Genomic DNA, 18,348 nt, shown 5'->3' on the forward strand with positions numbered 1-18,348 from the left:
CTGTGCGGAACGCTGCCTGACTTACATCTTGTAACCGCAATCCTGCCGCCGGGACATTAGCACCCGACGAATCTGAAGCGGACTTTCGCTTTTTCCAAGACACGAGCCACCCTGCCTGCAATCAAGCCTGGGAGATTAAGCCAGACTTCGATGAAAAAAAATGGAATCGGGTCAGCCAACCAATACCGCAACATGGCAATATCATTGACAGTTATCTTCCATGGAGTAAACAGCTTTAACGCAAACGAATAAGGGGAGCTGAATATTCCGTCAGATCCACCACCAGCTTCACAGACACCCCCAATTCCCAGCCCAGCAAAATTGACCCCTGCCACCATGGCAAAATCCATGTTATACCAGAACCTGGGATTGCACTCAATTAGGCACACAGCTTCTCCACCAGAAGATATTCTGGCATCGAAGCATATAACGCCGTCAAACTTAACGTGACGCGCTATGGCCTGCGCCAGCTCAGAAAGCACGTTATGCTCAAAAAAGCAAATCCCCTTCTTTCGTTTGTACACAACGCGATGTGTACAAACTCCCTCGACACAAAACAGGCTGATGCAAACGTCCTCACCTTCAATAAAATCTTGTAGAAGAATGGGGCTGTAATCTATTTTACCGATAGCAACACCTGCAGAACACGCCTCTAGCTTCACCACCCCGTCACTGCCATAGGCATCGACAGGCTTTGCAATCACAGGAAAATGAAGCTGTCCTGAATCATACATCGACCTTAACTCGGAGGCATCGGCAAGCAGCACGCTCGATGGATGAGGCATGCCTAAACCCCAACAGAGGCCGGCAAATTTGCCTTTGTCGTTGAGAATATCGAAGACCGATGGAGGCGGAACAGGAAAGCATTTCGATCGTAGGCGACTTTTTATGAATCCTAGCAGCCTCGTGGTATCACCACAGCCGGGGATGACATAATCTATGCCCAGATTGGTGCTCAGATCGTTGATGATTTCGACGAGCCCTGAAGCGCTTTCCTCTCCGAAATCACCAGAATACATGACGAAGTCCTCGCAATATCTTGACAGAGCCAGGGGTTTCGCTTGCTTGTTTCCCAATACGAAAATGAGTGCGCCAGCTTGGGCAGCACACCGCAGCACGCGGTACTGAAAAGGCGTGTTCGAGGCTATTAGTAGTACCGAAAGCTTCTTGATGTCGGATGAACTGCCAGCTATTCCAGCTTCAACACACATAATCGATGATCCCCGCCAATCTCAGAACCTCAATGCAACGCCCAGAGAGATACCGTCGTACTCGTAATTAAAAAACACCCGATTCACTTTTCTTTTCTCATACCGGTACGTCAGAAATACATCAACATACTCCACCGGCCTGTAGGTGACACCGGCTTGCGCCGCAAAGAAATCGTCAACGCGGCGAGATACCTGGATTTGGGAAGAGTTGCCCCCCCCATCCCCGACGTAATTCCGGCTTTCCCATGAAAATTCGCCGGCGATTTCGACCTTTCGGCTCGCCTCCCATTTTGACAGCAATTTGACGCCGTTGCCGACGAAATAGCTCGACGCGACATCCTGGTAAGCTTCGAGATTTTGCCAGCCGGAAATCTTCATGCTGGCTTTGTCCGTCGGCAGCCACTCCACACCCAGGCGCCAGATACAACCCGAGTAGTCGAACCACGGCGCTTGGGCGAAGCTCTGGGCGAGGTACCCAACATATCCGTCGAAACGGGTCTTGGCGGAAAACACATAACCACCAACAAACTTCACGGAATTGACGTCGTATTCGTCGAAGCTGAATTTCGCCGGATTTCTCTGAGGATAAAACCCCGTGCCGTGGCGATATTCGATTCCCGCCGAGTTGCCTGCGGCATTCTGGTATACCACTTCCGCTGTCTCGCTGAGTTCCTGGACATCATTCTGCCTACGGTTGCGCACACTGTGGCTGATTTCGTCCCAGCGCACGCCGGCACCCATTCGCCAATCGGGTGACAACTGATATTTCACCTTTCCGAAATAAGCCATGTTGGTCAGCATGTCCTTGCGAGGAATGACGTAGTTTCCGAAGGCGTTCAGGTATTGCTGATATTCGGCCCCGATCTGGGTCGACCAAGCCCTGGAAACATCCCAGATCCAGGAGGCGTCGTTGACGGTGGACACATTTTGCAGGGCGGTGTTCCGCACGAAAATGTTGTCGTCGACGCCAAGGTTCATGTTGACTCGATGAGGGCCTGAATACCAGCGCACTTTGGCGCCTGCCGAAAGGCGATTGATGAAGTCGGCCTTGCTGCCCCCCGGGGATACATTGTCGATCAAGGCGTTAGCCTCGGCCGCAGTGAGACTTGAAGGCAGACGGAACACATTGGTATCGTAAGTGAAAGTATTCGATACAAACGGCTGAAACCCATCAGTCTTGTCCGCCACTGCCCAGGCCGGCCCCGTCATACAGGCGAGCGAGCATCGCAGGAGCAGCCGGAATGCTCTAGCCGTGCCAAAAACCATTTACGGGAATATCCCTATTGAAAGGAAACCGTCCTCTCGGCAAAAGAGCGTGAGCACGACTCCGACGAAACCCATGTTCCAGTTCTCCCCTACCCCGGCGGAAGGTATTCGCGCACCGATGCGGAGGAGAAACCACGCGCATAGTGCGGTATGGTAATTGAGTTGAGCCAACGGAGCCATGCCCATAGGCAACCATGCTTGCGCAGCAGCCCCGAGTGCGGTGAAACTCCATTTTTTGACTTGCGCCGAGATTGATCCGGCAGATGAACATGGCCAAAACCCCATTGACCCCGTGTCCCCGCACCGTGGCCGAAGCGGTGGAAATGCTTGTCGAAGAATTCGACGACCGGCAGAAGGCCGAGGTCGCCTTGACGTTCAAGACCGCGCTCTACCTCCTGCATTTCAGCCTCGGAAGCCACATCCGCAAAACGTGCGGTCTGTGGGCGCCAGACAGCCCGTTGCGGCGCGACTGCAGTCGCGCCTTAGGTCGCGACGACCTACCCCCGGACGAAGCATCCGACGTCATCGTCGAAGCACTGTGGGAGCGGCTGCAGCCTTACCGCGACTTCAACACCAGGCGTTGAGAAGCATGCCGGCGCTCAGGCCGGCGGCCTGAACTGATACAACCAGGTTTCGGTCAAGGCGTCGCCGTTGCCCTGGATGTAGAGACGCAGCTCCACCGGCCCAGCCCCGTCCGGCGTCAGGTCGAATATCGCGCGCCAGCGCCGGGTATTGGGGATCGGCTCGATGAAGGCGCCTTGAATCGCTCCGCTGGACGCCGTGACGACCGGCGATGCCTTGACGGTGTCGCCCCACAACGGTTCCAGCGCCGCACCGGCGAATTCCACCGCGAATTTGTAGACGCCGCGGGGCCGCGGCTTGCCGGGCTGACCGCCGCGGCCGATGCGGGTCGCGACGCAACGGGCGACGGCGGCCGGATACGGCTCGTCGGCCAGCCAGTGCAAGCGATACCGCAAACGGTAGGATGCACCGGCCTTGGGTGCCTCGGCCGGACGCCAGTAAGCGCCGATGTTGTCGTGAATCTCGTCGTCCGTGGGCAGTTCGACCAGTTGCACCGCCCCCTCCCCCCAGCCGTCCAGCGGCTCGACCCACAGGCTGGGCCGGCGTTCGTAGTTCACGCCGTCGAGATAGTTCTCGAACACCCGGTCGCGCTGGAGCAGGCCGAACCCCTTGGGATCGTGGTCGACGAAGCTCGAGGTCACCGGGTACGGCTGATTGATCAGCGGCCGCCAGATTCGCTCGCCGGACCCGGTCCAGATGGCGAGGCCGTCCGAATCGTGGACCTCGGGCCGCCAGTCCTCCAGCTTCCGTTTCTCCGACTCGCTGAACCAGTACATCGAAGTCAGCGGGGCAAGGCCGAGCCGCTTGACTCCCCGGCGCATGAACACCGCCGCCTCGATCTCCTGCACCACGCCTTCTTTCCGCCAGGTGAGGAAGCGATAGGCTCCGGCGACGCTGGGGCCGTCCAGCAGTGCGCAGATGACGACCGGGTCGGTTTCGGCGGCGGCGCCCTCGATGTAGAACTCGGTGAAATCCGGGAACTCCTCGGGAGTCGGCTCGGCGGCGTCGATGACGACGCCGCGGGCCGAAAGGCCGTACTGGTTCAGCGCACCGATGGCACGGAAATAGGAGGCGCCCAGATAGGCGATCCAGTCCTGCGTGCGCCAATCGGAGCGGCTCCGGGCCTCCTGCAGGCGGAAGCCGGCAAATCCCGATTTTTCCGGCATTTGCCGGGCTGGACTGTCACCCGGCATGTCGAAGTAGTCGGCGCTGTAGTAGATCTGGCGCGATTTTCCGCCCTCGACGGCATGAACCTTGACCGGTTTCTGGAAAAACTGGCCAAGGTGAAAAAACGTGACCGGGTAAACGGAGGGCCCTTCGGCGAACAACGCGTCCTCGGTCCGGAAATGGATCTGACCCCAGGCTTCGTAATCCAGTTTGCGAACGACCTGGGAGACCGCCGGCGGCGGAGCGTAGGGGCGCGACGCAAGCGCCTCCGCCCGTTTCACCAGCATCTCGTAGCTGAAAGGAAGGGAAGCGCCGAACTTGAGCCCTTTCGGCTCCGCCCAGCTCCGCGGCACGGCGGCCAGCAGCGGGGCACCCAGCCCGAGCATTGCACTCAGGCGCACGAAATTGCGCCGACTCGTCTTTCCGATCATGCGTGACTCGTCCCTATGGCAAGAAATAGAAGGCAATGGCGAGGATGACGTAAACCGCCAGCAGGTTGACCCCTTCCATCCAGTTCGACTCGCCGTCCATCGCGATCAGAACCACGGCAGCGACCGCAATCGCGACCGCGACGACCTCGAAGGTGGAAAAGACCAGGTCCATCGGCTGGCCCATCAGAGAGCCGGCGAACACCAGCAGCGGGGCGACGAACAGGGCGATCTGGATACTGGAGCCGATGGCGATGTTCATGGCCAGGTCCATGTGGTTCTTGGCCGCCATCATGACCGCCGTGCTGTGTTCGGCCGCGTTGCCGACGATGGCGACGAGGATCACGCCGATGAAGACGTTGGTCATGCCCAGATCATGCGCCGCATGCTCCACCGCGCCCACCAGCAGCTCGCTCATCCAGGCGACGAGCACCGTGGCGCCGAGCAGAATAAGCAACGATTTGCGCTTGCTCCAGGTTCCCACGCCGAGCGCCTCGTCGGTTTCGTCCGAGGACTCGCCCACGTAAAGATGCCGATGAGTGCGCAGGGTGAACACCAGGCTGAGGATGTAGGTGACGAACAGCACCAGGGCGATTTCCAGGCTCAGCTCCTGTTCGTGAGGCTCCGGATGCCCTTGGACGACCATGTGGAAAATCGCCGGCACCACCAGCCCGATCGCGCTGAGGCCGGCCAGGGTGACGCCGAGTCCGGCGGCGGTACGGTTGAAATACTGGGTTTCGTACTTCAACCCGCCGACCACCACGCTGGCGCCCAGCACCAGCAGGATGTTGCCGATGATCGAGCCGGTGATCGAGGCCTTGACCACGTCGATCAGGCCTGCCCGCAGCGCCACGAAGCCGATGATCAGTTCCGCCGCGTTGCCGAACGAAGCATTGAGCAACCCCCCGAGGCCCGCGCCGAGATGTTCGGCGAGATATTCGGTGGCCTTTCCCATCTGACCCGCCAGGGGGACGATCGCAAGCGCGGACCCCGCGAAAATCCAGACCGGGTCCGCATGGACCCACGCCAGCGCCATGCTGACCGGCACGAAAACCAGCAGCAACGACATAGGTTCGATTTCGAACTTTCCGACTCTCATACCTTCCCGCTTCAGCCCTCCCGAACAATCCGCCTGTCTTGGAATCTTGGCGCACAATGCCAAATGATCCCATAAAACGGCGGGGTTGCCGCAAGAACATCTCAGGAAGCGAGGAGCGGAAGGCTCCGGCCGCAGGCGGCGAAAAGTCAGCGGGAACGCTGATAAGTCCCGATCAGTTCGGCTTGGCCGAGCACATGCCCGGCCATGGCTTGCTCCAGTTTCGCTTTGTCCGGCCGGTGCAGATCGGGCAAGACGGTATCCAGGGCATAGAGCTTGTGGAAATAGCGGTGGCGGCCGATCGGAGGGCAGGGCCCGCCGTAGCCCGTGCGCTTCCAGTCGTTCATACCCTGCAGCGTCCCGACCGGCAGCGACTGCATCGCTTCGGGCAAGCCCGGGGCGTCCGCGGGCAGGTTGTAGAGCACCCAATGAACCCAGGTCATTTTGGGCGCTTTCGGGTCCGGCGCATCGGGATCATCCACGATGAGCGCCAGACTCCGGGTGCCGGCCGGCAGCCCCGACCAGGCAAGAGGCGGCGACACATCGCCGCCGTCGCAGGTGTACTTGCGAGGTATCTCGCCATTCGGCGGAAAAGCCTCGGAACTGAGGGTGAACCCCATGGCCGTCTCTCCCGGCACCGCTTCGGCGGCGGCACTTCCAATGCCGCCCCAGAACAGCGGATGGTGGATGAGCAACGCGAGCATCCCGCCGCGAAACGCACGTTTCCGGTCGAAGCATTTCATTCTTGCTCCTCCGCTTGGAACATTTCTCGCCAGCGATCTTCCCACCACCGGGACTGCGGATTCAAGGGGATTCCGCACACCCTTACTCCACCCGCGATACGCCCGGCGCCCTTCCGCTCTGCTGCTGCGACCAGTAGCCCCAGTCCGATCCGCGCCAGCGGGCAGGAATCAGATCCCAGTACAGCAACGCGCACCGGAACACGGAATGACAGGTTTTGCGCCAAAGCCCGCTGTCCAGGCGACGATGGTCACGCGCATAGACCGGCAGCGCCGGCTCGAACCGGATCCGATAGCCGGCCCGCTTGATCCGCCACACCAGTTCCGAATCCTCGTTGCACACCAGCTCCGGATCGAACCCGCCGACGGCGACCAGCGCCTCCTTCCGGACCAGCATGTTGGAACCGGTCGCGGCCGGAATCCCCAGCCAGTGCGAACACTGCTGGCCATAGCCGAACCAGCGGTAGTAGACCGCGAAACGGTCGCGCGACAGCTTGGACCCATAGACCACGTCGGCCTCGGCCAAGCCGCCCAGTGATTCGAAATAACCGCCCGGAAACACCACGTCGGCATCGGTGAACAGCAGCCAATCCGTGTGGGCCAGTTCCGCGCCCAGCTGCCGCGCTTCGGTAATCGTGCTTTTCCGCCGCAGCACCTGCGTTCGGGCGGGACGAAGCCGCTGGATGATGTCCGGCGTTTCGTCCTCGCTGGCATCGACGACGATCAGATGCACCGCCTCGGGCAAGGACGCCAGGAACGCCCCGATATTACCGGCCTCGTTACGGGTGGGAAGAACGACGGTGATGGATTCCAGATTCATGGCTCGCCCTCTTGGTATAGTTAGTGTCCAAAGTCACGAAAAGACCCGAACCTCATTGGATAACATGCCGATGTTACGAAACGGCTGACTTCGACGGCGGGCTTTGTCTACCCGATCCCCTGGCCTATAATTCGCCCTCAGCTTAAACCATGCCGTTCAACCGTAGGAAGCATCATAAGTGAGCAAATCTTTCATCTTCACTTCGGAATCCGTTTCCGAAGGTCACCCGGACAAGATCGCAGACCAGGTTTCCGACGCCATGCTGGATGCGATCCTGGCGCAGGACCCCAAGGCGCGCGTGGCCGTGGAAACCTTGGTCAAGACCGGCATGGTCGTGCTCGCCGGCGAAGTCACCACCTCGGCCTGGGTGGACACCGAAGAGCTGGTGCGCAAGGTCGTGCACGACATCGGCTACGACAACCCGGAAATCGGCTTCGACTGGCAAAGCTGCGCCGTGCTGACGGCCATCGGCAAGCAGTCGCCCGACATCGCCGCGGGCGTGGACGAATTCGACAGCCACGAGCAGGGCGCAGGCGACCAGGGCCTGATGTTCGGCTATGCCACCAATGAGACCGACGTGCTGATGCCGGCCCCGATCACCTATGCCCACCGGCTGGTGCAGCGGCAGGCCGAAGTCCGCAAGCACAAGGTGCTGCCCTGGCTGCGGCCGGACGCCAAAAGCCAGGTCACCTTCCGCTACGAAGACGGCAAGCCGGCCGCGGTCGATGCCGTGGTGCTCTCGACCCAGCACGCGCCGGACGTGGACCAGAAGGACATCCGCGAGGCGGTCATGGAGGAGATCATCTACCATGTCCTGCCGAGAGAGTGGCTGCACAAGGACACCAAATATTTCATCAACCCGACCGGCAGCTTCGTCATCGGCGGTCCGGTGGGCGACTGCGGACTGACGGGACGCAAGATCATCGTCGACACCTACGGCGGCATGGCGCGCCACGGCGGCGGCGCCTTCAGCGGCAAGGACCCCTCCAAGGTCGACCGTTCGGCCGCTTACATGGGCCGCTACGTCGCCAAGAACATCGTGGCCGCCGGCCTGGCCGACCGTTGTGAAATCCAGGTGTCCTACGCCATCGGCGTAGCCGAGCCGACCTCGATCAGCATCGAAACCTTCGGCACCGGCAAGATTCCGGAGGAAACCCTGGTCAAACTGGTGCGCGAGCACTTCGATCTGCGCCCGAAGGGGCTGATCACCATGCTGGACCTGCTGCGGCCGATCTATCGTCCGACCGCCGCCTACGGCCACTTCGGTCGCACCGAGGGCAGCTTCACCTGGGAACGGACCGACAAGGCCGAACTACTGCGCGAAGCGGCGGGCCTGCCGGCCGTCGCCTGATCCCGGCAAACAGCATTTCTGCCGCCGGGTCCCGGCGGCGTTGTCCGCGCCGAGGGGCGCTGCGACGGCCCGCATCGGGGCCGCCAGGCTCGGCGAGGCAACTTGGTTTTCCAACGGCGCTCTGTTTATCTCCACCGGTCGCGGCTGCCGATGGATAATCAGAGCTTTCCGCACTGGTGGAGAACCGACGAAGAGGTATCTATGAACGCTGTAGCAAACGCCGCATTCAACGACTACAAGGTCGCCGATCTTTCCCTGGCCGGCTGGGGCCGCAAGGAAATCGCCATCGCCGAGACCGAAATGCCGGGACTCATGGCGATCCGCGAGGAATACCGCGCGGCCCAGCCGCTCAAGGGCGCCCGCATCAGCGGCTCCCTGCACATGACCATCCAGACCGCGGTGCTGATCGAGACCCTGGTCGCGCTGGGCGCCGAAGTCCGCTGGGCCTCCTGCAACATCTTCTCCACCCAGGACCATGCCGCCGCGGCCATCGCCGCCGAAGGCATCCCGGTGTTTGCCTACAAGGGCGAATCACTGGAAGAGTACTGGGAATACACCCACCGCATCCTGGAATGGCCGGGCGATGCGGGCCCCAACATGATCCTGGACGACGGCGGCGATGCCACGCTGCTGGTGACCTTGGGCGCCAGGGCCGAGAAGGACGCCTCCCTCATCGCCCACCCCACCTGCGAAGAGGAGGAGGTACTGTTCGCCGCCATCAGGAAGACGCTGGCGGCCAGGCCGGGCTGGTACGCCAAGCTGCAAGCCGGCATCCAGGGCGTCACCGAGGAGACCACCACCGGCGTGCACCGTCTGTACCAGATGCAGGCGGAAGGACGGCTGCCGTTCCCGGCGATCAACGTCAACGACTCGGTGACCAAGTCCAAGTTCGACAACCTCTACGGCTGCCGCGAATCCCTGGTGGACGGCATCAAACGCGCCACCGACGTGATGATCGCCGGCAAGATCGCGGTAGTGCTGGGCTACGGCGACGTCGGCAAGGGCTGCGCCCAGTCCCTGCGAGGCCTCGGCGCCACCGTGTGGATCACCGAAATCGACCCGATCTGCGCCCTGCAGGCGGCGATGGAAGGCTACCGGGTGGTCACCATGGATGAGGCCTGCGACAAGGCCGACATCTTCGTCACCGCCACCGGCAATGTGGGCGTCATCACCCACGATCACATGGTGAAGATGAAGGACCAGGCCATCGTCTGCAACATCGGCCATTTCGATTCGGAAATCGAGGTCGCAAGCCTGAAGCAGTACCCCTGGGAGAACATCAAGCCGCAGGTGGACCACATTCTCTTCCCCTCCGGCCGCCGCATCATCCTGCTGGCGGAAGGGCGGCTGGTGAACCTGGGCTGCGCCACCGGTCACCCGTCCTTCGTGATGTCCAACTCCTTCACCAACCAGACCTTGGCCCAGATCGAGCTGTTCTGTCACGGCGAGCGCTACAAAAACGAGGTCTACGTCCTGCCCAAGCACCTGGACGAGAAAGTGGCGCGGCTGCACCTGAAGAAGATCGGCGCGGCGCTGACGGTGCTGACGCCGGAGCAGGCCGCGTATATCGGCGTGCCGGTGGAAGGGCCATACAAGCCGGGCCACTATCGCTACTGATGGATCAAAGGGCCATTTCGTGCGCATCGAAACCCGGAATTCCCGGGTTTCGATCGGAAATGCCGAGCACCTTAATCCGAAATCCGGCCCTGCGCGGGATTTCGCGTTCCTTAAGGGAATGCAATGAAGACGCAACAGAAATATCCGCGGGTGTTCAGCTTCGAATTTTTTCCGCCGAAGACGGAGGAGGCCGCGGAAAACCTGCGCCGAACCTTGGGCAAGCTGGCGCCGCTCAAGCCGCGCTTCTGCTCGGTGACCTTCGGCGCCGGCGGTTCGACCCGCGAGAAAACCTTCGAAACGGCGCTGGAAATCCAGCAGACCACCGGCATCGAATGCGCGCCGCACCTGTCCTGCATCGCCTCCACCCGCCAGAGCATCCGCGAGATCCTGGAGGCCTACCGTTCCCATGGCATCCGCCACATCGTGGCGCTGCGCGGGGACATGCCCTCGGGCATGCTGTCGGCGGGGGAGTTCCGCTACGCCAACGAACTGGTGGCATTCATCCGTTCCGAAACGGGGAATCATTTCCATATCGACGTGGCCTGCTATCCGGAAGTCCACCCGCAGGCGGCCAGCGCCGAGAGCGATTTGAAGAACTTCAAGCGCAAGGTGGATGCCGGCGCCGACAGCGCCATCACCCAGTATTTCTACAATCCGGAAGCCTATTTCCGGTTCGTGGACGACTGCGAACGGCTCGGCATCGACATCCCCATCGTGCCGGGGATCATGCCGATCACCAATTATTCGCAGTTGGCGAGATTTTCCGACATGTGCGGCGCCGACATTCCGCGCTGGATCCGGAAGCGGCTGGAGGCCTTCGGCGACGACCGCAAGTCCATCCGGGCCTTCGGACTGGATGTAGTGGCGGATCTTTGCCGGCGGCTGTTGGAACGGGGTGCGCCGGGGCTGCATTTCTACACGCTGAACCGGGCGGATGCCAGCCTTGACGTCTGGAATGCGCTGGGGCTGGGATCGGCCTGAGGAACGCCGGCGGACACGGCCGGCCGGCGCCTGCCCGCCTTTTGAAAATCAGGCGGCGTCCGCGAGAGCGTTCCGCAGCTTCTTCATCGCGCTGTTTTCGAGCTGGCGAATGCGCTCGGCGGAGACGTTGTAGCGCGCCGCCAGATCGTGCAGCGTCAGCTTATCCTCGCTGAGCCAACGGCTGGCCACGATGTCCCGGCTGCGGTCGTCCAGTTGGCCGATGGCTTCGTGCAGCTTCTCCTGCTGGCGGTTGTCCCATTCGCTGTGCTCGATGAGCTGGGCCGGATCCGCGCCTTCCTGCTGGAGATAATGGATGGGCGCGTGGCCTTCGCGGTCGTCGACGTCCTCGTCGCCGTGCGCCTCTAGCGCCATGTCCGGGTTGTTCAGCCGGTGTTCCATCTTGTAGACGTCCTCGACGTCCACGCCCAGTTCCGCAGCCACCGCGGCGGCTTCTTCGGGGTTGAGCCAGCCGAGCCGGTTCTTCATCTTGCGCAGATTGAAGAACAGCTTGCGCTGTGCCTTGGTGGTGGCGATCTTCACGATGCGCCAGTTCTGGATGATGAATTCGTGGATCTCCGCCCGGATCCAGTGCACTGCGAACGAGACCAGCCGCACGCCGACGTCCGGATCATAGCGCTTCACCGCTTTCATCAGGCCGATATTACCCTCCTGGATCAGGTCGGCCAGCGGCAGGCCGTAGCCGAGATAGCCGCGCGCGATGTAGGCCACGAACCGCAGGTTCGACAGCACCAGGCGCCTTGCGGCCTCCAGGTCCTGCTCGTCACGGAAGCGGATGGCCAGCTCCCGCTCCTCGTCGGCGTCCAGACGCGGCAGGCGGTTCACTGCGGCGAAATAATCGTCGATGGAACCCAGCGGCAGATTGGTCGGGAGTGTCAATTCTTGAGTCATGGGATGCCCTGTTCTCGTGATGATGGATTTTAGCACTCGACCCATTCGAGTGCTAAAACTAGCGCAAGTTCCTCACCTCGACAAGTCCTGCCAGCTTCACTGGCGCCGTCGCGGCGGCCTGATCGAACGTGGATCATCCGGTGACGAATGCCGTTTCGCAGCACTGGCTCAACACCTCCGATAGCAGGCCGATGCCCTGCTCGATCTTTTCCGGCGTCGCGTGGCTGAAATTCAGCCGCAAAGCCGGATAACGCTGGTCCGCGACCGGGAAAAACGGCTCTCCCGGCATGAAAGCCACATCATGGGTCAGCGCCACCTTGAGTGCGGCCAGCGTATCCACATCCTCGACCAGGCGCAGCCAGAAAAACAGCCCGCCGGCAGGTGCCGACCATTCCGCAAGGCCGCTGAAATGCCGGACTAAGGCGAACTGCATGGTGTTTCGGCGCTCGGCATAGACGCCGTTCATGTGCGCCAAATGTTTTTCGAAGTCATCCGAAGCAATGAAATGCGTCAACCAGGCCTGTCCGATTCGGCTGGTGTGAAGATCACTCGATTGCTTGAGACGGACGATCCACGGAAACAATGCCGGAGACGAAGCAAGATAACCCACCCGCAGTCCCGGTGCAGTAATCTTGGAAAAACTGCCGAGATAGACCCAGGGCGCGCGCTCCAAATAAGCGCAGACCGGCGTTCGATCGCATGGCGAATAGACCAGATCCCGATAGGGGTCATCCTCCACCAGAGGCGTGCCGGTTTCATCCAGCACGGCAGCGACGGCGCGGCGTGCCGCATCAGTGTAACAGCACCCCGAGGGGTTCTGAAAACTGGGAATGAGATAAACGAAAGCGGGCCGATGACGGACGATGGCCGCTTTCAGCGCGTCCGGATCGATGCCCTCGACCTGCAAGGGCAGGCCGTGAAACGCCGCGCCGTAAACCCGGAAACATTGAAGCGCCGCGAGGTAGGTCGGCGACTCCAGCAACACCGGCGTTCCCTCGTCGATGAACAGCTTGCCCACCAGATCGATGCCCTGCTGGGAACCCGTCGTCACCAGCACTTGATCGGCTTGGCACCGAAGCCCCAGGCCTGAAAGCCCCTGTGCGATCAGCGCCCGCAACCTGGGCTCGCCTTCGCTGGGACCGTACTGGCGGGAATCGGCGGCACAAGCGTCGAAATCCAGATCCGGCATCAGCTCTTCCGCCGGCAGGCCCCCGGCGAAAGAGATCACCCCGGGTTGCTGAGTGATCTGCAAAATGTCCCGGATGAGGGAACTGGTAAGGCGTTCGGTACGGCGAGAAAGTCGATGCGTCATGAGAATCCGGCAGGGTTGGTCGAGCCGATTCGGCTGGATGGTTCGGAAAAAATCTGCGAGAAATGCGCGGCAAGCCCTTCCGGCCAAAGAGGAGAGCTCATTGGCCGTCCTTTTTCGCAAAGTCTTGACTATACAACATTTGGGCCGCATCCCTTCACCCCGCATAGGCCCCGGACGCATGGCGGGCCGTCCCGCGCACCCCGAGCGTGTGGAAGCAAGGCGACGAAATTTATTTGCCTGCGTAGAAACCAAGCATGGTCTTGATCGAAAAATTTGGTTAGTATTACCGCCCGATTACGAAAGATGAAGCCGCCAGGCGTCGCCTTTCGTTAGCGCCGCGTTGTAGCCGGGCAGGTACCGGCGAGTCGACGGGCAGAGGGATACGACAGCAGTCACCCGGCTCCAGACTCTAAAATTACAACGATAACTATGATACCCGAGGAGACTCAGTCGATATGAAAATTCAGAATGCCTTGTCCAAATTTGCCGCTTTGCTGGTAGCCGGCTCCTTGAGCTTCGGCGCCTTTGCCGCGGAAAGCCCCGAAGGTGTGAGGCAAGTCACCGCAGAAGCCCTGAAGGTGGCCCAGGAAGCGCTTTCGCAGGCTAAAGCCGGCGAAAAGGATGCAGCCTTGGCCTCTGCCAAACTTTATCGCCAGAAAGCCAAGGAAATCACCGGCGGCGGCGCCGGGCCTTCCCTGTCCAAGGCCATGACCGCCGCCAAGGAAGCTGCATCCGACCTCGAGGCCGGCAACAATGACGCTGCGATCGAGAAGCTGACCGACGTCGTGAACCGCATGACGGTGATCAACAAAGAGACGAAGTAAGCTTGCTGCGATCGACCGGCGGCTTGCTCGCCGGGAAGCGAAGGCGGGGCGGAATACGCTCCGCCTTTTTTCATGCCATTCGCGGCAGTATTCGGAGCGCTTACGGCTGGTGCCGCACACCGGCACCGGCAAGGTAATCAGGCGTACTCGGTTCCGGGTTGGCCTCCATGTAGGCTCGGAAACCGGCGAATACCGGCCAGGTGACCGTCTCCATGCCACCCGCGGCCAACAGCCCGATGCCGGCGACGGTGCGCTCCACCCAGCTCGGCCGGGTTTTCATCTGGAAGTCCTTCCGCAGAGTCTCCTCGTCGTCGGCCATCAACGCGTAAGTCAGCCGCGTATTGTGGAACGCCATGGGCTGAGCCGGCCGGTCCGGCGTCGCAGGCTCCATAACGCAGCCGGCCAGGACGAAAACAAAAGTCGAAACCGTCAATTTGGAAGGCTTGGTCACCATCGTCTTGAGGAAGAATCCAGGATGGTCATGAGCGTACCATGGATGGCGAGGCAGCGGGCAGGTGCCTGCCGGGTTCTGACAGAAGAGAGTACCCTATACCTTCGGAAAACACGTTGTGGCCGAAAACTCGATGCCGATGCCCATCCCCTTCCCTCCCAAGGGCCTATATGTGATCACGCCCGACCGGCTCCGAGGGGAGGCGCTGCTTGCCGCCGTCGAAAGCGCCGTTTTCGGGGGCGCCGCGGTGGTGCAATACCGGCCCAAGTCGGGATCGGCGAAGGATCACCTGGCTGAAGGGGAGCGATTGCGTAAATCCTGCCGCGCCGCGGGAGTTCCTCTCATCATCAACGACAGCGCGCGGCTGGCGGCAAACATCGGTGCCGACGGCGTGCACCTGGGCAAGGATGACGGCGCAGTGGCGACGGCGCGAAGCGTGCTCGGCCACCGGGCTATCGTCGGCGTTTCCTGTTACGACTCGCTGGAGCGGGCGCTCCGCGCGGAAGCCGAGGGCGCGGATTACGTCGCCTTCGGCGCATTTTTCCCGTCCGCCACCAAACCCGGCGCCCCCCGTGCCCGACTGGAGACCTTGCGGGAGGCGAGAACCCGCCTGAATATCCCGATCGTCGCCATCGGGGGCATAGACGCCACCAATGCCACTCAAGCCATCGACGCCGGCGCAGACCTGGTTGCAGTCATCGAAGCGGTATTCGGGGCATCGGATGTTGCCCGCGCGGCACTCGCACTGCGAAGCCTTTTCCCCTCCCCGCCAAAGCGGTAGCCGCTCCCCTGTGGCGGTTGAAACAAAGCCTTGCATGATCCCATTGTCCTCGGCGCCGAACGGCGGCATCATAACGGGTTAATGCTTTAATCAACCGAAGGGTCGAGAATCGCCATGATCGCAAGCCATCCATCCCCAAACTCCCAGTCCGCGGCCAATACGGATACCGATCCGGAGGAAACCCGGGAGTGGCTGGACGCGCTTGCAGCCGTCATCGAAACGGAAGGCGTCGAGCGCGCCCATTTCCTGATAGAAAAGCTCGTCGACAAGGCACGCCGCTCCGGCGCGAACCTGCCTTACAAGGCCCACACTGCCTACATCAATACCATTCCGCCACATGCCGAGGCGCGCAGCCCAGGCGATGCCGGCATCGAACACCGCATCCGCTGCTATCTGCGCTGGAATGCCATGGCGATGGTGGTACGCGCGAACCAGAAATCCACCGAGTACGGCGGGCACATTTCCAGCTTCGCCTCCTCGGCCACCCTCTACGACGTCGGCTTCAACCATTTCTTCCACGCCCCCGACCGCGACCACGGCGGCGACCTGGTGTTTTTCCAGGGCCATTCCGCGCCCGGCATCTATGCCCGGGCCTTCCTGGAAGGGCGGCTGACGGAAGAGCACTTGGACCGGTTCCGTGCCGAAGTCGGCGGCGGCGGGCTTTCATCCTACCCCCACCCCTGGCTGATGCCGGATTTTTGGCAGTTCCCGACGGTCTCCATGGGCCTCGGGCCGCTGATGGCGATCTATCAGGCGCGGTTCATGAAATACCTGGCCGATCGCAAGATCCTCCTGAACACCGAAGGCCGCAAGGTCTGGTGCTTCTGCGGCGACGGCGAGATGGACGAGCCGGAATCCATGGGCGCCATCGGCCTTGCCGGCCGGGAAAAGCTGGACAACCTGATTTTCGTGGTCAACTGCAACCTGCAGCGCCTGGATGGGCCGGTGCGCGGCGACGGCAAGATCATCCAGGACCTGGAGGCAGAATTTCGCGGCGCCGGCTGGAACGTCATCAAGGTGATCTGGGGCTCGCACTGGGACGCTCTGCTGGCCCGCGACACCAAGGGACTGCTGCAGCAGCGCATGGAAGAGGTGGTCGATGGCGAATACCAGACCTACAAGGCCAAGGATGGTGCCTATGTCCGGAAGCATTTCTTCGGCAAATATCCCGAACTGCTGGAGATGGTCGCCAACATGTCCGATGATGACATCTGGCACCTGAACCGGGGCGGCCACGATCCGCACAAGGTCTATGCCGCCTACGCCGCCGCGGTGGCGCACAAGGGCCAGCCGACGGTGATCCTGGCCAAGACCATCAAGGGCTACGGCATGGGCCGGGCCGGCGAAGGCCAGATGGGCGCGCACCAGCAGAAGAAGCTGGACGCCGAAGCGCTCAAGGCTTTCCGCGACCGTTTCAACATTCCGATTCCGGACGACAAGGTGCATGAGGCACCGTACTACAAGCCGGCTGAGGACAGTCCCGAGATGGTCTACCTGCAGGAGCGCCGCAAGGCGCTGGGCGGTTACCTGCCGCAGAGGCGGAAGGAGGCGCCCCATCTGCAGATTCCCGATCTGAGCATCTTCGAGACGATGCTGAAGAGCTCGGAAGACCGTGAAATGTCCACGACGATGGCCTTCGTCCGGCTGCTCTCCTCCCTGCTACGCGACAAGGCGCTGGGCCGCTACGTGGTGCCGATCGTGCCCGACGAAGCTCGCACCTTCGGCATGGAAGGCCTGTTCCGGCAATACGGCATCTATTCCTCGGTCGGCCAGCTCTACGAGCCCCAGGACGCCGACACCGTGATGTTCTACCGCGAGGACAAATCCGGCCAAATTCTGGAAGAAGGGATCTGCGAAGCGGGCGGCATGTGCGACTGGATCGCCGCCGGCACGGCGTTCAGCAATCACAACGTGCAGATGATCCCGTTCTATATCTACTACTCCATGTTCGGCTTCCAGCGCGTCGGCGACCTGATGTGGGCGGCGGGCGACATGCAGGCCCGTGGTTTCCTCATGGGCGGCACCGCGGGACGCACCACCCTGGCCGGCGAAGGCCTGCAGCACCAGGACGGCCACAGCCACCTGATCATGGGGGCGATCCCCAACTGCATCACCTACGACCCGACCTTCGCCTACGAACTGGCGATCATCGTGCACGATGGCCTGCGCCGCATGTACCAGGAAAACGAGAACGTCTTCTACTACATCACGGTGATGAACGAGAACTACAGCCATCCCGCCCTGCCGGAAGGCGCGAAGGAAGGCATCGTCAAGGGACTGTACAAGTTCCGCGATGCCGGCAAGGACGAGGCCGTGCAATTGATGGGCAGCGGCACGATCCTGCGCGAAGTGCTGAAAGCGGCCGATCTGCTGGAGGCGGATTACGGCATCAAGGCCGGCGTCTGGAGCGCCACCAGCTTCAACCAGTTGCGCCGCGATGGCTCGGAGATTTCGCGCTGGAACCTGCTGCATCCGGAACAGTCGCGGAAAATCAGCTATGTCGAACGGTGCCTGGCGGCGAGCACGGGTCCGATCATCGCGGCGACGGACTACGTCAAGGCCTATCCGGACCTGATCCGGGAATTCGTGCCCCGGAGCTACACCGTGCTCGGGACCGACGGTTTCGGCCGCAGCGACCGCCGTTCGGCGCTGCGCCAGTTTTTCGAGGTGGATAGCTACCACATCGCGTTCGCGGCCCTGAAGTCCCTGGCCGACGAAGGCGGCATCGAAAAATCCAAGCTGGCGGATGCGATGGCCCGCTGGAACATCGACCCGGACAAGGCCAACCCGGTCGGCTGCTGAGGAGGAGGAT

General features: G+C 61.6%; 16 protein-coding genes and 1 riboswitch. Of the genes, 7 read left to right on the plus strand and 9 right to left on the minus strand.

Annotated elements, in window-relative coordinates; genetic code table 11:
* Positions 1–56: 56 nt before the first annotated feature.
* Entirely contained in the window at positions 57–1,211 is a 1,155-nt protein-coding gene (locus tag GNH96_RS01070) for an ATP-grasp domain-containing protein (protein WP_169601489.1), read from the minus strand.
* A gap of 21 nt (positions 1,212–1,232) precedes the next feature.
* A complete protein-coding gene (locus GNH96_RS01075) occupies positions 1,233–2,477 on the minus strand; it encodes an outer membrane beta-barrel protein (protein WP_169601491.1) in 1,245 nt (414 codons plus the stop codon).
* A 269-nt stretch (positions 2,478–2,746) separates the two neighbouring features.
* Between GNH96_RS01075 and GNH96_RS01080 the strand changes: the two genes are divergently transcribed.
* Positions 2,747–3,061 (plus strand): DUF6794 domain-containing protein, encoded by a 315-nt coding sequence (locus GNH96_RS01080; RefSeq protein ID WP_169601494.1) that lies wholly within the window; start codon positions 2,747–2,749, stop codon positions 3,059–3,061.
* 15 nt (positions 3,062–3,076) lie between these two features.
* On the opposite strand, the gene GNH96_RS01085 is transcribed toward GNH96_RS01080, so the two are convergent.
* The 4 genes from GNH96_RS01085 to GNH96_RS01100 form a co-directional block, all read right to left on the minus strand.
* The gene (locus GNH96_RS01085) at positions 3,077–4,657 is read right to left on the minus strand and encodes a glucan biosynthesis protein (RefSeq protein ID WP_223163449.1); all 1,581 of its coding nucleotides are present in this window, start codon (positions 4,655–4,657) and stop codon (positions 3,077–3,079) included.
* A 13-nt stretch (positions 4,658–4,670) separates the two neighbouring features.
* Complete coding sequence (cax, locus tag GNH96_RS01090; protein ID WP_169601496.1) at positions 4,671–5,753, minus strand: calcium/proton exchanger; 1,083 nt, start codon at positions 5,751–5,753, stop codon at positions 4,671–4,673.
* Positions 5,754–5,899: 146 nt separating this feature from the next.
* The gene (locus GNH96_RS01095; RefSeq protein WP_169601498.1) at positions 5,900–6,493 is read right to left on the minus strand and encodes a YbhB/YbcL family Raf kinase inhibitor-like protein; all 594 of its coding nucleotides are present in this window, start codon (positions 6,491–6,493) and stop codon (positions 5,900–5,902) included.
* 82 nt (positions 6,494–6,575) lie between these two features.
* Positions 6,576–7,310: a glycosyltransferase gene (locus GNH96_RS01100; RefSeq protein WP_169601500.1), complete on the minus strand. Its 735-nt coding sequence runs from the start codon at positions 7,308–7,310 to the stop codon at positions 6,576–6,578.
* A gap of 178 nt (positions 7,311–7,488) precedes the next feature.
* On the opposite strand from GNH96_RS01100, the gene metK reads away from it, so the two are divergent.
* The 3 genes from metK (at position 7,489) to metF (ending at position 11,259) form a co-directional block, all read left to right on the plus strand.
* Entirely contained in the window at positions 7,489–8,661 is a 1,173-nt protein-coding gene (metK, locus tag GNH96_RS01105; RefSeq protein WP_169601502.1) for a methionine adenosyltransferase, read from the plus strand.
* A 45-nt stretch (positions 8,662–8,706) separates the two neighbouring features.
* A riboswitch (S-adenosyl-L-homocysteine riboswitch) is annotated at positions 8,707–8,790 on the plus strand.
* 72 nt (positions 8,791–8,862) lie between these two features.
* On the plus strand, positions 8,863–10,278 hold the full coding sequence (gene ahcY / locus GNH96_RS01110; protein WP_169601504.1) for an adenosylhomocysteinase: 1,416 nt from the start codon (positions 8,863–8,865) through the stop codon (positions 10,276–10,278).
* A 123-nt stretch (positions 10,279–10,401) separates the two neighbouring features.
* Positions 10,402–11,259 (plus strand): methylenetetrahydrofolate reductase [NAD(P)H], encoded by an 858-nt coding sequence (gene metF, locus GNH96_RS01115; protein WP_169601506.1) that lies wholly within the window; start codon positions 10,402–10,404, stop codon positions 11,257–11,259.
* Between the two features lie 48 nt (positions 11,260–11,307).
* On the opposite strand, the gene rpoH is transcribed toward metF, so the two are convergent.
* Together rpoH and GNH96_RS01125 are read right to left on the minus strand one after the other, a co-directional pair.
* Positions 11,308–12,168, minus strand: coding sequence for an RNA polymerase sigma factor RpoH (gene rpoH, locus GNH96_RS01120; RefSeq protein WP_169601508.1), 861 nt, complete (start codon positions 12,166–12,168; stop codon positions 11,308–11,310).
* Positions 12,169–12,301: 133 nt separating this feature from the next.
* A complete protein-coding gene (locus GNH96_RS01125) occupies positions 12,302–13,480 on the minus strand; it encodes an aminotransferase-like domain-containing protein (RefSeq protein WP_169601510.1) in 1,179 nt (392 codons plus the stop codon).
* Between the two features lie 509 nt (positions 13,481–13,989).
* On the opposite strand from GNH96_RS01125, the gene GNH96_RS01130 reads away from it, so the two are divergent.
* A complete protein-coding gene (locus GNH96_RS01130) occupies positions 13,990–14,304 on the plus strand; it encodes a hypothetical protein (protein ID WP_228719942.1) in 315 nt (104 codons plus the stop codon).
* A gap of 100 nt (positions 14,305–14,404) precedes the next feature.
* On the opposite strand, the gene GNH96_RS01135 is transcribed toward GNH96_RS01130, so the two are convergent.
* Positions 14,405–14,695, minus strand: a complete 291-nt coding sequence (locus GNH96_RS01135; protein WP_169601514.1) for a hypothetical protein — start codon at positions 14,693–14,695, stop codon at positions 14,405–14,407.
* A 193-nt stretch (positions 14,696–14,888) separates the two neighbouring features.
* Here GNH96_RS01135 and thiE point away from each other — a divergent pair, with 193 nt between their 5' ends.
* Positions 14,889–15,536, plus strand: coding sequence for a thiamine phosphate synthase (gene thiE / locus GNH96_RS01140; protein WP_169601516.1), 648 nt, complete (start codon positions 14,889–14,891; stop codon positions 15,534–15,536).
* Positions 15,537–15,650: 114 nt separating this feature from the next.
* The gene (gene aceE, locus GNH96_RS01145) at positions 15,651–18,338 is read left to right on the plus strand and encodes a pyruvate dehydrogenase (acetyl-transferring), homodimeric type (protein ID WP_169601518.1); all 2,688 of its coding nucleotides are present in this window, start codon (positions 15,651–15,653) and stop codon (positions 18,336–18,338) included.
* The last annotated feature ends 10 nt before the right edge of the window (positions 18,339–18,348 follow it).

Origin of the sequence: Methylococcus geothermalis, assembly GCF_012769535.1 — a bacterium.
In the GTDB taxonomy this organism is placed as follows: domain Bacteria; phylum Pseudomonadota; class Gammaproteobacteria; order Methylococcales; family Methylococcaceae; genus Methylococcus; species Methylococcus geothermalis.

Excerpts from the sequence above, each read along its gene's own strand:
- cax (WP_169601496.1), bottom strand. The coding sequence starts at position 5,753 with ATGAGAGTCGGAAAGTTCGAAATCGAACCTATGTCGTTGCTGCTGGTT.
- aceE (WP_169601518.1), top strand. The coding sequence starts at position 15,651 with ATGATCGCAAGCCATCCATCCCCAAACTCCCAGTCCGCGGCCAATACG.
- GNH96_RS01080 (WP_169601494.1), top strand. The coding sequence starts at position 2,747 with ATGGCCAAAACCCCATTGACCCCGTGTCCCCGCACCGTGGCCGAAGCG.
- GNH96_RS01070 (WP_169601489.1), bottom strand. The coding sequence starts at position 1,211 with ATGTGTGTTGAAGCTGGAATAGCTGGCAGTTCATCCGACATCAAGAAG.
- ahcY (WP_169601504.1), top strand. The coding sequence starts at position 8,863 with ATGAACGCTGTAGCAAACGCCGCATTCAACGACTACAAGGTCGCCGAT.
- rpoH (WP_169601508.1), bottom strand. The coding sequence starts at position 12,168 with ATGACTCAAGAATTGACACTCCCGACCAATCTGCCGCTGGGTTCCATC.
- GNH96_RS01135 (WP_169601514.1), bottom strand. The coding sequence starts at position 14,695 with ATGGAGCCTGCGACGCCGGACCGGCCGGCTCAGCCCATGGCGTTCCAC.
- GNH96_RS01075 (WP_169601491.1), bottom strand. The coding sequence starts at position 2,477 with ATGGTTTTTGGCACGGCTAGAGCATTCCGGCTGCTCCTGCGATGCTCG.
- GNH96_RS01085 (WP_223163449.1), bottom strand. The coding sequence starts at position 4,657 with ATGATCGGAAAGACGAGTCGGCGCAATTTCGTGCGCCTGAGTGCAATG.
- metF (WP_169601506.1), top strand. The coding sequence starts at position 10,402 with ATGAAGACGCAACAGAAATATCCGCGGGTGTTCAGCTTCGAATTTTTT.
- GNH96_RS01095 (WP_169601498.1), bottom strand. The coding sequence starts at position 6,493 with ATGAAATGCTTCGACCGGAAACGTGCGTTTCGCGGCGGGATGCTCGCG.
- GNH96_RS01125 (WP_169601510.1), bottom strand. The coding sequence starts at position 13,480 with ATGACGCATCGACTTTCTCGCCGTACCGAACGCCTTACCAGTTCCCTC.
- thiE (WP_169601516.1), top strand. The coding sequence starts at position 14,889 with ATGCCGATGCCCATCCCCTTCCCTCCCAAGGGCCTATATGTGATCACG.
- GNH96_RS01100 (WP_169601500.1), bottom strand. The coding sequence starts at position 7,310 with ATGAATCTGGAATCCATCACCGTCGTTCTTCCCACCCGTAACGAGGCC.